This is a genomic window from uncultured Sphaerotilus sp. (assembly GCF_963924895.1).
GTDB lineage: Bacteria > Pseudomonadota > Gammaproteobacteria > Burkholderiales > Burkholderiaceae_C > Sphaerotilus.
Genome location: NZ_CAWURG010000047.1, coordinates 14,751 through 27,295, shown reverse-complemented (window position 1 = coordinate 27,295; position 12,545 = coordinate 14,751). Strand labels below are relative to the sequence as shown.

12 protein-coding genes are annotated in these 12,545 nt (G+C 67.0%); 10 read left to right on the top strand and 2 right to left on the bottom strand.

The genetic code is table 11. The features are described 5' to 3' along the window. Positions 1–17 precede the first annotated feature (17 nt). The 6 genes from vapB (at position 18) to AABN02_RS17245 (ending at position 3,929) form a co-directional block, all read left to right on the top strand. Positions 18–266, top strand: a complete 249-nt coding sequence (gene vapB / locus AABN02_RS17270; protein WP_338416148.1) for a type II toxin-antitoxin system VapB family antitoxin — start codon at positions 18–20, stop codon at positions 264–266. Beyond that, complete coding sequence (locus tag AABN02_RS17265; protein WP_338416147.1) at positions 263–688, top strand: type II toxin-antitoxin system VapC family toxin; 426 nt, start codon at positions 263–265, stop codon at positions 686–688. The genes vapB and AABN02_RS17265 overlap by 4 nt, the downstream gene beginning before the upstream one ends. Positions 689–742: 54 nt before the next feature. Beyond that, the gene (locus AABN02_RS17260) at positions 743–1,081 is read left to right on the top strand and encodes a helix-turn-helix transcriptional regulator (protein ID WP_338416146.1); all 339 of its coding nucleotides are present in this window, start codon (positions 743–745) and stop codon (positions 1,079–1,081) included. A gap of 5 nt (positions 1,082–1,086) precedes the next feature. Next, on the top strand, positions 1,087–2,397 hold the full coding sequence (locus tag AABN02_RS17255; RefSeq protein ID WP_338416145.1) for a type II toxin-antitoxin system HipA family toxin: 1,311 nt from the start codon (positions 1,087–1,089) through the stop codon (positions 2,395–2,397). A gap of 111 nt (positions 2,398–2,508) precedes the next feature. Beyond that, positions 2,509–2,856: a hypothetical protein gene (locus tag AABN02_RS17250; protein ID WP_338416144.1), complete on the top strand. Its 348-nt coding sequence runs from the start codon at positions 2,509–2,511 to the stop codon at positions 2,854–2,856. Next, the gene (locus tag AABN02_RS17245) at positions 2,853–3,929 is read left to right on the top strand and encodes a caspase family protein (RefSeq protein WP_338416143.1); all 1,077 of its coding nucleotides are present in this window, start codon (positions 2,853–2,855) and stop codon (positions 3,927–3,929) included. The genes AABN02_RS17250 and AABN02_RS17245 overlap by 4 nt, the downstream gene beginning before the upstream one ends. A 39-nt stretch (positions 3,930–3,968) precedes the next feature. Here AABN02_RS17245 and AABN02_RS17240 read toward each other — a convergent pair whose 3' ends face one another. Next, positions 3,969–4,430 (bottom strand): helix-turn-helix domain-containing protein, encoded by a 462-nt coding sequence (locus AABN02_RS17240; RefSeq protein WP_338416142.1) that lies wholly within the window; start codon positions 4,428–4,430, stop codon positions 3,969–3,971. 199 nt (positions 4,431–4,629) lie between these two features. Here AABN02_RS17240 and AABN02_RS17235 point away from each other — a divergent pair, with 199 nt between their 5' ends. Together AABN02_RS17235 and AABN02_RS17230 are read left to right on the top strand one after the other, a co-directional pair. Beyond that, entirely contained in the window at positions 4,630–5,124 is a 495-nt protein-coding gene (locus tag AABN02_RS17235) for a hypothetical protein (protein WP_338416141.1), read from the top strand. Continuing rightward, on the top strand, positions 5,121–6,866 hold the full coding sequence (locus AABN02_RS17230) for an SUMF1/EgtB/PvdO family nonheme iron enzyme (RefSeq protein ID WP_338416140.1): 1,746 nt from the start codon (positions 5,121–5,123) through the stop codon (positions 6,864–6,866). Before AABN02_RS17235 ends, AABN02_RS17230 begins: the two co-directional genes overlap by 4 nt. Positions 6,867–7,048: 182 nt before the next feature. Here AABN02_RS17230 and AABN02_RS17225 read toward each other — a convergent pair whose 3' ends face one another. Next, a complete protein-coding gene (locus AABN02_RS17225) occupies positions 7,049–10,588 on the bottom strand; it encodes an indolepyruvate ferredoxin oxidoreductase family protein (RefSeq protein ID WP_338416139.1) in 3,540 nt (1,179 codons plus the stop codon). A gap of 132 nt (positions 10,589–10,720) precedes the next feature. Between AABN02_RS17225 and AABN02_RS17220 the strand changes: the two genes are divergently transcribed. Both AABN02_RS17220 and AABN02_RS17215 read left to right on the top strand, forming a co-directional pair. After that, entirely contained in the window at positions 10,721–11,269 is a 549-nt protein-coding gene (locus tag AABN02_RS17220; protein WP_338416138.1) for an Lrp/AsnC family transcriptional regulator, read from the top strand. Between the two features lie 67 nt (positions 11,270–11,336). Beyond that, a complete protein-coding gene (locus AABN02_RS17215; protein WP_338416137.1) occupies positions 11,337–12,458 on the top strand; it encodes a GGDEF domain-containing protein in 1,122 nt (373 codons plus the stop codon). The last annotated feature ends 87 nt before the right edge of the window (positions 12,459–12,545 follow it).

Below are 12,545 nucleotides of genomic sequence, written 5' to 3'. Positions count from 1 at the left end.
GAGATCTACCATTGGTCATGACCCAACCCACCGCCAACACTGCCAAGCTCTTCATGTCCGGCCGCAGCCAGGCCGTCCGATTGCCCAAGTCCCTGCGTTTCGAGGGCACCGAGGTGATCGCCCGTCGGTTCGGCAATGGCGTGCTGCTGCTGCCGGCCGAGGCGCCGTGGGCGCTGATGCGCGAGGCGCTGGACGAGTTCGAGCCGGGATTCGAGCTGCAGCGCGAACAGCCTGAGCAGGCGAGCCGGGAAGATCTGCTGCCATGAGCGCCACCGCCGTGGTGACACCGCGCTACCTGCTCGACACCAACATCTGCGTCTACATCATCAACCGGCGCCCGCCGCATGTCTTCGACCACTTCGTCGGCCGGCAGATCGGCGAGATCGCCATTTCCTCGATCACCGGGGCGGAACTGTCCTTCGGGGTTGCCAAGAGTGGTTCGACCCGCAACCAGGAAGCGATGGACAAGTTCCTCGCGCCGCTGGACATCCTGCCGTTCGACGAGGGCGCCATGCGCCGCTACGGCCCGCTGCGCAGCGAACTGGAGCGACAGGGTCGGCCGATCGGGTCGCTGGACATGCTGATTGCGGCGCACGCGCTGGCGCTGGGCTGCACGCTGGTGACGAACAACACGCGGGAGTTCGAGCGGGTGCCGGGGTTGCGGCTGGAGAACTGGGCACAAGTTTGAGGCACTGGCTTTGTCGCTTACAAAGTAGCGGAAGAAGCGTATAAAGTGTTTTATATGAGCGGAAATGAATTCCCAGACCCCCTGCCTGTCGCCCGCGCCCTGACCCGACTCGGTCGAGACCTGTCACTCGCCCGTCGCCGCCGCCATTTCTCCCAGGAATCGATGGCCGAGCGCATCGGCACCTCGGTGGCGACGCTGCGGCGGCTGGAGCGCGGCGATCCGAGCGTGGCGGTCGGCACCGTCGCCCGGGCGCTGTTCGTGCTCGGCGAGATCGAGCGCCTGGGCGGGCTGCTCGACACCGCGACCGACACCATCGGGCTGAGCCTGATGGACGAGCAGTTGCCGCAGCGCATCCGCCGGCGGCGCATCACGCCGGAGTCGGGGGCGCTGTGAGCCGCGTGGCACCCAAGTCCGCCTTGCAGCGCCAGATTACCGTGGCGCTGGGCGCGTCGGCGCAGGTGGTCGGCCAGTTGGACCACCACAAGAGCGGCCCGCGTGAAAGCACCTCGTTTGCCTACGACCGCGCATGGCTGCAGTCACCGGACCGTTTTGCCGTGTCGCCCGATCTGCCGCTGGTCGAGGGCCGGCAGTTCCGCAAGGCGGCGTCACGGGACGACTCGGTCTTCCACTTCGCCCTGGCCGACACCGCGCCCGACGGCTGGGGACGCCGCGTCATTGCCCGCGACCACGCCAAGCGCCGTCGCGAGCGGGCGGCCACGGGCGAGCCGCTGGCTGCGGTGGCGCTGACCGAACTGGACTACCTGCTCGGCGTCGATGACATCAGCCGCATCGGGGCACTGCGGCTGTGCGATGACCAGGGCCGCTTCCTGAGGGTGGCGCAGGACACGGGCCGCGGCGTGCCGCCGCTGCTCGAACTCGGGCATCTGCTCGGGGCGAGCCGGGCGGTCGAGACTGGCACCGACACCGAGGCGGACCTGCGCTACCTGCGCGGCCGTGGCACCTCGCTGGGCGGCATGCGGCCGAAATGCACCGTCATCGACGACACCGGGTGGCTCGCGATCGGCAAGTTCCCGAGCGTGGCCGACGACCGCAGCGTCACGCGCGGCGAGGTGCTGGCGCTGCACCTGGCGGCAGCGGCGGGCATTGACACGGCGGCGTCGCGCATCGTGTTGTGCGAGGAGATGCCGGTGGCGCTGATCCGGCGTTTCGACCGCACCAGCACGGGCGCGCGGGTGCCGTACCTGTCCGCCGCGTCGATGCTCCAGGCGTCACGGCACGAGGACCACGCCTACACCGAGATTGCCGACGCGATCGTGGCCACCTGCGCCGATCCGGCCCGCGATCTGGCGCAACTGTGGCGCCGCATCGTCTTCAACCTGCTGATCACCAACGTGGATGACCACCTGCAGAACCACGGCTTCCTGTACGCCGGGCGGGGGCAATGGCGTCTGGCGCCCGCGTTCGACCTCAACCCGTTCCCCGACAAGGACCGCGAACTCAAGACCTGGCTGACCGAAGCCACCGGCCCGACCGATTCGGTGGCCGAGGTGGTCGAGGCAGCGGGGCATTTCCGGCTGACCCGGCTGGCGGCGCTGGAGATCCTGGCGGAGGTGCATCGGGCCGTGCGGGGCTGGAAGGGGCTGGCGCGTTCTGCGGCGGTAGGGATGACCGAGCGGGATCTGTGTGATGTGGAGCCGGCGTTCGAGCATGAGCAGGTGGGGCTGGTGGAGCGGCTGCTGGCCGGCTGAGCACGGTTCCCACCCCTTGCCGGGCATGGCGCAACGCAGGGTGGACGCCGCGACCGGATTCGGTTGAAATGCACCGGTTTTCCAGTTGCAAAGCAGTTTTCGGGAGCGGACATGGTGCAACGGCGCGGGGTTCTTCTTCAGGTGGTGGTGGCCGCCGGGGTTGCAGGGCTTGGCGGCCCGGTTTGTGCGGCGGACGGCCTAGATGTGACGTGGCAGGTGCCGGCGCCTCGGCTTTCGCAAGCGGTGAAGACGACAGGCTTCCTGCGTGATCGGGTCGAGGCAGATGCGGCGTCGGTTGACGATACAAAGGGGCTGCCGCTGCTCTACATCGTGGCGGGCGTGCTCGCCTTTCCGGCGTTGGCGCAGGGGTTAGTGTCGGTCTACAAGGACTATGCGTATGGCGCGAAGATCCTGGCGGGTGCGTCGAGCGAAACGGCAGCTAGTGGGGATAAGAAATGACGCGGGTATGGCGTCGCCGCGCTGGCTGGGTTGCGCTGGCGCTGTGGATGTCCTGTGGGGCGGCGCAGGCAATGGTGGTCAAGGACTACGAGCCGACCGGGCCACAGCCGAGCGTGGTCGATGAGAAAGGCGAGCGTCTGCCCTTGTATCAGCAAAGCCACGCGCTGCTGATCAGCGTCTCCGACTATCTTGGGGTGAGTCGCAAGGGCTGGAAGCCGCTGAAACAAACCGGACGCGAGATGGATCATGTGGCCGAAGCGCTGCGCCCGCACGGTTTTCGGGTGCGGCGGGTGTCCGATCCGAAAGGGGTGGAGTTGCAGTCGGCGATCCAGAGCTTTCTGGCCGAATACGGACGCGACGAGAACCACCGGCTGCTAGTGTTTTTCTCCGGGCACGGCCACACCGACCGCGAGACCGAGATGGGCTATCTGGTGCCGACAGATGCGCTGGACCCGAACCTGAATCTGCAGGGGTTTCTCTCCAAGGCGCTGCCGATCGAGTCGCTGCAAACCTCGGCGAAGTCGATCCGGGCGCGACACGCGGTGTTCCTGTTTGACAGTTGTTTCTCGGGAAGTATCTTCATGAGCAAGGAAGCTTTGACCCAATCGGAGTCGCGTGGTGCGTCGGTGTCGGAGCGGTTTCGTTTCCTGACAGGGAAGGCCGCTCAGCCGGTGCGGCAGTTCATTGCGGCTGGTGGGCCGGAGGAGGTGTTGCCTGCACAGAGCCTATTCGTGCCGCTGTTCATCGAGGCGCTGGGTGGGCGGGGATCGAGGGTGGGCGACGGCTACGTGACGGGTAAAGAACTCGGGCTGTGGCTGGAGCAGACGCTGCCGATGTACAACCCGCACCAGAATCCGTACTCAGGTGTGATCAAGGTTCCGCAGTTGTCGTTTGGAGACTTGGTGTTTCAGGTGCCGGGTGCAGTACCTACGGGAATGAGACCGTTTGGATTGCCAGCATCTATTTTTGATACGCCAACTCTTAGGACAAAGTCGCTCACTGAGAAGGATCTGTTGGACAACCCGTTCAAAAGTTTGAAGCACAAGGGAGCACAAGGCGACTATTCAAGATAGTTTGCTGCATTTTCTGGCAATCCTTTTGCGATTTCAAATTCAGTACCCCATCCCGAGTTCCTGCGCCTGCGCGGCCAGTTCGTCCAGCGCCTGATGCCGCTGCGCATCGATGCGCGTCTTGTACGCGATCACGTCCTGATAACGCACCCGGCGGTGCGTGCCGACCTTGTGAAACGGCATGTCGCCCTTCTCTAGCAATTGCACCAGGAAGGGCCGCGAGACGTTGAGTACGTCGGCCGCTTCCTGCGTCGTCAATTCGGCGTGGATCGGCAGGATCGACACGGCGTTGCCTTGGCCGATCTCGGTCAGCACGTCCAGCAGCAGACGCAAGGCCGATGTCGGCAGGCGCACGGCACACACCGCGCCCGTGTCGTTATGGAAATCAAGCTGCCGGATGTCGGCGTGGGACTGGAGCACGGCCGACAGCGCACGCCCCGACTCTCGGGCCAGCGCGATGTCTTCTTCGGTGGGCAGCGTCCTGGGGATGGCGGTGGCGGGCATGGGAACCTTTGCGTCGGGTTGACGGTTGGGTCTATGATATTCGAAATAAACGAAATGCTATCCACGCCAAGCCTTTCCGCTTACAAGCGCCCGCTCGGTGCGGCCGAACGGATCGAACCATCACCGGATGGACGAACCTCCCGAATTCGGATGAAATGCACCGGTTTTTCCAGTTACCAAGCAGTTTTCGGGAGCGGACATGGTGCAGCGGCGCGGGGTTCTTCTTCAGGTGGTGGCGGTGGCCGCCGGGGTGGCGGGGCTGGGCGGCCCGGTTTGGGCGGCGGACGGCGTCGAGGTGACGTGGCAGGTGCCGGCGTCTCGGCTGTCGCAGGCGGTCGAGACGAGCGGGTTTCCGCGCGACCGGGTCGAGGCGGACGAGGCGTCGGTGGAAGACACCAAAGGGCTGCCGCTGCTGTACCTGCTGGTGGGTCTGATGGCGCTGCCGGCGCTGGCGCAGGGGCTGGTGTCGGTCTACAAGGACTTTGCCTATGGCATGACGATCGTCGATGCCAGCGGCAAGACGCTGAAGATCACGCACGACCCGAAAGGCTCGGCCGACCTGCTGATCGTGCGGCACCGAAACGGCACGGTGACGACGCATGAGGGTCGGCGGGCTATCGACGGTGTGCAGTGGCAGAAGATCCTGACCGATGCGGCGGCCGAGGTGGCTGGGGCTGGTGGGGACAAGAAATGACGCCGGCGTGGCGTCGTCGCGCGGGCTGGATCGCGCTGGCGCTGTGGGTGTCCTGTGGGGCGGCGCAGGCACTCGTGGTCAAGGACTACGAGCCGACCGGGCCGCAGCCGAGCGTGATCGACGAAAAGGGCGTGCGGCGGGAGCTGTACAAGCAGAGCCACGCGCTGCTGATCAGCGTCTCCGATTACCTTGGGGTGGGACGCAAGGGTTGGTCACCGCTGCGTGAAACCGGCAAGGAGTTGGACTTGGTTGCCGAGGCATTGCGTCCTCACGGCTTCCGGGTGCGGCGTGTGTCCGATCCAAACGGGGTCGAACTTCAGACCGCGATCAAGGATTTTCTGGCTGCCTACGGGCATGACCCCGATCACCGCCTGCTGGTGTTCTTCTCCGGGCACGGCTACACCAATCCGGCCACCAGCATGGGTTATCTGGTGCCGACTGATGCACTAGATCCCAGGGTGACGACGGAAGGGTTCTACGCCAAGGCCATGTCGATCAAGACGCTGGAGACCGCCGCCTACGAGATCAGCGCCCGGCACGCGGTGTTCCTGTTCGACAGTTGCTTTTCGGGCAGCATCTTCATGACCAAGTCGGCCCCGACGCGGCCCGATCCGCGTGGCAAGTCGGTGTCCGACCGGTGGCGTTTCCTGACCGGGCAGGCGGCCAAGCCGGTGCGTCAATTCATCGCCGCAGGCGGGCCGGACGAACTGCTGCCAGCGCAGAGCCAGTTCGTGCCGTTGCTCATCGAAGCGTTGGGCGGTCGTGGGTCGCGGGTGGGTGACGGCTACGTGACGGGCAAGGAACTCGGGATGTGGCTGGAGCAGACGCTGCCCAAGTACAACGCCGGACAGAACCCGCATTCGGACGTGATCAAGGACTCGAAGCTGTCGTTCGGGGACATCGTGTTTCAGGTACCGGGGGCGGTGGTGCCAGTGCCCGTGCGACCGTCTGAACCTCCGGTTGCCCAGGCCGAAACCCGCAGCGCCCCGCCCCCCGCCGATCCATACCCACCCGGCAAACGCTTCCGCGATTGCGAGGACGCGGCGTGTCCGTGGATGGTGGTGGTGCCTGCGGGGAGTTTCATGATGGGGTCGCCTGCCAACGAGCCTGGGCGGTACGACGACGAAGGCCCGCAGCACCGCGTGAGCATCAGCAAGTTCGCGATGGGGCAGTACGAGGTGACGCAGGGGCAGTGGCGGGCGTTGATGGGCAGCAACCCGAGCCGCTTCAAGGACTGCGGTGATGAATGCCCAGTCGAGCAGGTCAGTTGGAACGAAGCGCAGGAGTTCGTCAAAAAATTGAACGCGAAGACGGGGAAGTCATACCGGCTACCAAGCGAAGCGGAATGGGAGTACGCGGCGAGGGCGGGGACGACGACGGCGTATTCGTTCGGGGCTACGCTGAGCGCATCGAAAGCGAACTGTGGCGAGGGGGCGCCCGGAAAAACAGTGGCCGTTGGACGGTATGCGGCGAACAATTTCGGGTTGAGCGACATGCACGGGAACGTGTATGAGTGGACTGGGGATTGGTATGCGCCGTATCAGGCGGGAGAGGTGAAAGACCCAGTTATCCATCAAGACAAAAAAGAAAGTCGCCGGCGGGTGCTTCGCGGCGGGAGCTGGTTCGACCTCGGCAGGGACTGCCGCTCCGCCGACCGCAACGCGCTCGGGCCGGATGGCCGTGACGACATCTTCGGCCGCATCATCGGCTTCCGTCTGGCCCGAGGGCTTGCTGACCAGTAAGGCAGACCAGCGCCTGAACTCCTCCCCCCGGAGGGGGAGGTCGGGAGGGGGGCTTCGGGGTCAGCCTACGCCTCGATCCTGCGCCGCTTTCTGTGGCGCTTCGGGGGAGGTTGGCCCAGCGCGAGCCCCCACCCCAGCCCTCCCCCGCTGGGGGAGGTAGCCAGACCGCAGACCCCGGTCGGTCAATCTTTCCGCCAAGCCACCATCAACCCCGCCCACTTGCCCCGCACCTTCTCCAGCGCCGCAGCCTTCACCCGCCCATACCCCCGAATCTCCTCCGGCACCCGCGCAATCTCCACCGCCGCCCCCAGCCGCTCCGCTGACAAGCGCCCCAGCACCTCCTCGATTGCTGCCCGGTACTCGCCGACCAGCGCCCGCTCGGTGCGCCGCTCCTCGGTCCGGCCGAACGGGTCGAACGCTGTGCCGCGCAGCCCCTTCAGCTTCGCCAGCCACGGCATGGCCTTGTGCATCCACGGCCCGAACGCCTGTTTGACCGCGTTCCCTTGCGCGTCGGTCTTGCCTAGCAGCGGCGGCGCGAGGTGGTGGACGAGCTTGAATTCACCTTCGAACATCGCCCCGATCTGCGCCGCAAACGCCGGGTCGCTGTGCAGCCGGGCGACCTCGTACTCGTCCTTGTAGGCCATCAGCTTGAACAGGTAGCGCGCCACCGCCTCGGTCAGCTTCGTGCTCGACAGCGGCGCCTCGGCCGTGCGCACCTTGGCGACAAACGCGCGGTACTCGTCCGCATAAGCCGCGTTCTGGTAGCCGGTGAGGAATTCGACCCGCTTGGTGATCACCTCGTCGAGCGACGGGCGCTTGACGATCTGGATCACCTGCTGCGCCGCGAACAGGCTGCGCACCCCCGCCAGGTCATGCGCGCAGCGGCGGCCCCAGTCGAACGCCGCCTGGTTGTTCGCCACCTGCACGCCGTTCAGCTCCATCGCCTTCAGGATCGCCGCCCGGCTCAGCGGGATGCGGCCCTTCTGCCACGCGAAGCCCATCAGCAGCGGGTTGGCGTAGATCGAGTCGCCGAGCAGTTGCGAGGCGGCCTGCTCCGCGTCGAACGCGCCCAGCCCGTCCGCGCCGACCGCCGCCGTCAACGCGGTGTCGCAGTTGCCGGCCGGGAACTGCCAGTCCGGGTTGTGGACAAACCCCGCCGTCGGCGCCCCGTGGCTGTTCAGCGCGACAAACGTGCGCCCGGTCTGCATCGTGGCCAGCGTCGCCTTGTTCGCGCCGACGATCGGGTCGCAGGCGATCACCAGGTCGGCGCGGGCGATGTCCACCTTGGTGGTGTAGATCGCGTCCGGGCGGTTGGCGATCTGGATGTGGCTCCAGGTCGCGCCGCCTTTCTGCGCGAGGCCGCCCGCGTCCTGCGTGACGACACCCTTGCCTTCGAGGTGCGCGGCCATGCCCAGCACCTGCCCGATCGTGATCACGCCCGTGCCACCGACGCCCGCGACGACGATGCCCCAGGCGCTCTCCGCCACCGGCAGCACCGGCTCCGGCAGCGGCGGCAGGGCGCTCAGGTCACCGCGTTGCTCCTTCTTCGGCTTCTTGAGCTGCCCGCCCTCGACCGTGACGAAGCTCGGGCAGAAGCCCTTCACGCAGGAAAAATCCTTGTTGCACGAGTTCTGGTTGATGCGCCGCTTGCGGCCGAACTCGGTCTCGACCGGCTCGACGCTCAGGCAGTTGCTCTGCGCCGAACAATCGCCACAACCTTCGCAGACCAGCTCGTTGATGACGACGCGCTTCTCCGGGTCGGCCATCGTGCCGCGCTTCCTGCGGCGCCGCTTCTCGGTCGCACAGGTCTGGTCGTAGATGATCGCCGTCGTGCCCTTCAGCTCGCGGAACTGCTGCTGGACCGCGTCGAGTTCATCGCGGTGGTGCACCGTCACCCCCGGCGACAGCGCGACCCCTGCGTACTTCGCCGGCTCGTCGGTGACGATGACCAGCTTCGCCACACCCTCGGCGAGCAGGCTCTGCATGATCTGCAGCACCGAGTGCCCCTCCGGCCGCTCGCCGACACGCTGGCCGCCGGTCATCGCCACGGCGTCGTTGTAGAGCAGCTTGTAGGTGATGTTCACGCCCGAGGCGATGCTTTGCCGGATGGCGAGCAGGCCGCTGTGGAAATACGTGCCGTCGCCGAGGTTGGCGAACACATGCGTGTCGGTGGTGAACGGCGCCTGCCCGACCCAGGCCACGCCCTCGCCGCCCATCTGGCTGAAGGTGATGGTGCTGCGGTCCATCCAGGTCGCCATGTAGTGGCAGCCGATGCCGGCCAGCGCGCGCGAGCCTTCGGGGACGCGGGTGCTGGTGTTGTGCGGACAGCCGCTGCAGAACCACGGCGTCCGATCCCCGACCGCCGCCACCGGTGTCGCCAGCGCCCGCTCCTTCGCAGCGATCACGTCGAGCCGCTGGTCCATGCGCGCCGCGATGTCGGCCGGCACGCCCAGCCGCTTCAGCCGCTTGGCGATGGCCTTGGCGATGATCGCGGGCGTCAGGTCCGCCTTGGCGCGCAGCAGCCAGTTCTGGCTCGGGTTCGGCATCGACCACTCGCCGCCGGTCTGGTCCCCATCCGGCTCGTCGAACTTGCCGAGCACGTTCGGCCGCACGTCGCTGCGCCAGTTGTACAGCTCCTCCTTGACCTGGTACTCGATGACCTGGCGCTTCTCCTCGACGACGAGGATCTCCTGCAGCCCCTGGGCGAAGTCGCGCGTGATCGTCGCCTCCAGCGGCCAGACCACGTTGACCTTGTGGATGCGGATGCCGAGCGCGCGGCAGGTGTCGTCGTCCAGCCCGAGGTCGACCAGCGCCTGGCGCATGTCGTTGTAGGCCTTGCCGCTGGCGATCAGGCCGAAGCGGTCGTTGGGCGTCGCGACCACGTTGTAGTTCAGCCGGTTGGCGCGGATGTAGGCGAGCGCGGCGTACCACTTGTGGTCCATCAGCCGGGCTTCCTGCTCCAGCGCGGTGTCGGGCCAGCGGATGTGCAGGCCGCCGGGGGGCATCTGGAAATCCTCGGGCAGCAGGATGTTGACGCGGTCCGGCTCGACGCTGACGGACGACGAGGACTCCACGACTTCCTGGATCGTCTTCATCCCCGCCCAGACGCCCGAGTAGCGGCTGAGCGCCAGCGCGTGCAGCCCCATGTCGAGGATCTCCTGCACCGTGCTCGGGAAGAACACCGGGATGCCGCAGGCCTTGAAGATGTGGTCGCTCTGGTGCGCGGCGGTGCTGCTTTTCGCGACGTGGTCGTCGCCGGCGATGGCCAGCACACCGCCGTGGCGCGCCGTGCCGGCCATGTTGGCGTGCTTGAAGACGTCGGCGCAGCGGTCCACGCCCGGCCCCTTGCCGTACCAGAGGCCGAAGACGCCGTCGTGCTTTTTCGTCTGCGGGAACAGGTCGAGCTGCTGCGTGCCCCAGACCGCGGTGGCGGCGAGTTCCTCGTTCACGCCGGGCTGGAAGACGATGTCCTGCGCGGCGAGGTGTTTCTGCGCGGCCCAGAGCGACTGGTCGTAGGTGCCCAGCGGCGAGCCGCGGTAGCCGCTGATGAAGCCGGCGGTGTCCAGGCCGGCGGCCTTGTCGCGCGCCTGCTGCAGCATTGGTAGCCGGACCAGCGCCTGCACGCCGCTCATGAAGGCGCGGCCGTGGTCGAGCGTGTACTTGTCGTCGAGCGTGACCGCATCGAGTGCGCGGCGGACCGCATCAGGCAGAGGGGCGTTCATCGAAGGGCTCCAGCGCGGGCTGCCGGACGGGGCGGCCAATGCCGGAAAGTGTAGGCATCCACGCCCGACAGGTGTTTTCTTTTCATGCCCTGAATACACTGTGCCAAGCAAGCATTGCATTCAGGAGCGGTCATGAAAGAAACAGGATTGCCAGAAATATCTGATTCAGGGAAAACCCGTGGTTCTGCGGAGGGCGGACTCGACCGCTACGACATCGCCATCCTGGCCGAACTGCAGCGCGATGCGCGGCTGTCGAATGCCGAACTGGCCAGCCGGATCGGGCTGTCGGCAGCGCCCACCTGGCGGCGCGTCAAGTGGCTGGAGGACGAGGGCTACATCACCGGCTACCGCGCCGAGATCGACCGCCGCAAGATCGGCCTGGGCGTGCTCGCCTTCGTGCGCGTGGACGCCGAGCGCAACAACGCCGAGGCGACCCGCGCGCTGGAGGACGGCCTGCGCGCGATGCCCGAGGTCGTGTCCTGCCACTACATCAGCGGCACCGGCACCTTCGAGCTGCAGGTGGTGACCACCGACCTCGACGCTTACTCGCGCTGGGCGCGCGACACGCTGTTCAAGGTGCCCAACGTCAAGGACATGCACACCAGCTTCTCGCTGGGCGAAGTGAAAGCGGGCGCAGCCTGGCCGCTGTCGCACCTCATGCATTCAGGCGGGCGGGCCTGAGGGGTGGGAAAATTGCACGGAATCAGTGAAGATCGGGCTCGATATTCCCAAGCGCATTGACCATTCCGTGAACAGTTCCATCACCCCCGTGGCCGACTGGCTGCTCGGCCCCGCGGGGCCACAACGCTGGCGTGTCACCCAGAGCCTGCTGGCGCTGGGGGCGTATGCCGTGCTGGTGCTGGTGCTGGCCTGGCAGTGGCGCCTGGACCTGATCCGCACCCGTGCAGCGCTGCCGCTGGCGCTGGCGGTACTGGGCTGCGGGCTGGGCTTCGTGGCCGTGATGCGCAGCGGGCTGAATCTGGCGCTGCACCGGCGTTTTGGCTGGGAGCCCTCGCTGACGCTGGCCCAATCGATCGCCGGGCTGCTGGGGGCCGTGTGGGTCTACATGGTCGCGGGGCCGACACGCGGTGCGGCGATGGGGATGCCGGTGCTGGTGGTCGTGTTCGCGATGTTCCGGCTGGGTCCGCGCGAGGCGCTGGGGCTGGCGGCGGGGGCGCTGCTACTGCTCGGAGCGGCGTCGCGCTGGCTGACGCTGACGGACTCCTTCCACTTTCCGGCTGATGTCGAATCGGTGCACCTGGCTTACACCACCGCCGTGCTGGCAGGGGTCGTGCTGCTGGCGATGCGGGTGTCGCAGCTGCGCGAGCAGCACCATCGGCAGCGGGCCGAGCTGCAGCAGGCGCTGACCCGCATCAGCGAACTGGCCACCCGCGACGAGTTGACCGGTCTGCCCAACCGCCGCGCCATCCTCGACCAGCTCGCCACCGAAACCGCCCGCCACGCCCGCAAGAAGCTGCCGCTGGCGATCGCGCTGATCGATCTGGACCACTTCAAGCGCATCAACGACGCCCACGGCCACGCCGGCGGCGACCAGGTGCTGCGCGGTTTTGCGCACCGGGTCGAGTCCGAGCTGCGCGGTGGCGACGTGATGGCGCGCTGGGGCGGCGAGGAGTTCCTGCTGATGCTGCCCGACACCTCGATCGAGGCGGCGCAGCAGTGTCTGGGGCGGCTGCGCGACCGGCTGCGCTCCACGCCGTTCGACGAGGTGGCGCCGGGCCTGCTGCTCACCTTCTCGGCCGGCGTCACCGGCTGCCTCGGACAGGGCGACATCGACAGCGCGATCGAGCGCGCCGATCAGGCGATGTACCGCGCCAAGGAAGCCGGGCGCGACCGGACCGAGTCGAGCTGAGCACGGGCCACGCACGGGCTGGTGCGGTTCTCGCATGGGGGGCTGGAGGTGCACTGAACCGGTGCGACCACCTGAACCACCTGCAGG

Excerpts from the sequence above, each read along its gene's own strand:
- vapB (WP_338416148.1), top strand. The coding sequence starts at position 18 with ATGACCCAACCCACCGCCAACACTGCCAAGCTCTTCATGTCCGGCCGC.
- AABN02_RS17265 (WP_338416147.1), top strand. The coding sequence starts at position 263 with ATGAGCGCCACCGCCGTGGTGACACCGCGCTACCTGCTCGACACCAAC.
- AABN02_RS17260 (WP_338416146.1), top strand. The coding sequence starts at position 743 with ATGAGCGGAAATGAATTCCCAGACCCCCTGCCTGTCGCCCGCGCCCTG.
- AABN02_RS17250 (WP_338416144.1), top strand. The coding sequence starts at position 2,509 with ATGGTGCAACGGCGCGGGGTTCTTCTTCAGGTGGTGGTGGCCGCCGGG.
- AABN02_RS17245 (WP_338416143.1), top strand. The coding sequence starts at position 2,853 with ATGACGCGGGTATGGCGTCGCCGCGCTGGCTGGGTTGCGCTGGCGCTG.
- AABN02_RS17240 (WP_338416142.1), bottom strand. The coding sequence starts at position 4,430 with ATGCCCGCCACCGCCATCCCCAGGACGCTGCCCACCGAAGAAGACATC.
- AABN02_RS17235 (WP_338416141.1), top strand. The coding sequence starts at position 4,630 with ATGGTGCAGCGGCGCGGGGTTCTTCTTCAGGTGGTGGCGGTGGCCGCC.
- AABN02_RS17230 (WP_338416140.1), top strand. The coding sequence starts at position 5,121 with ATGACGCCGGCGTGGCGTCGTCGCGCGGGCTGGATCGCGCTGGCGCTG.
- AABN02_RS17225 (WP_338416139.1), bottom strand. The coding sequence starts at position 10,588 with ATGAACGCCCCTCTGCCTGATGCGGTCCGCCGCGCACTCGATGCGGTC.
- AABN02_RS17220 (WP_338416138.1), top strand. The coding sequence starts at position 10,721 with ATGAAAGAAACAGGATTGCCAGAAATATCTGATTCAGGGAAAACCCGT.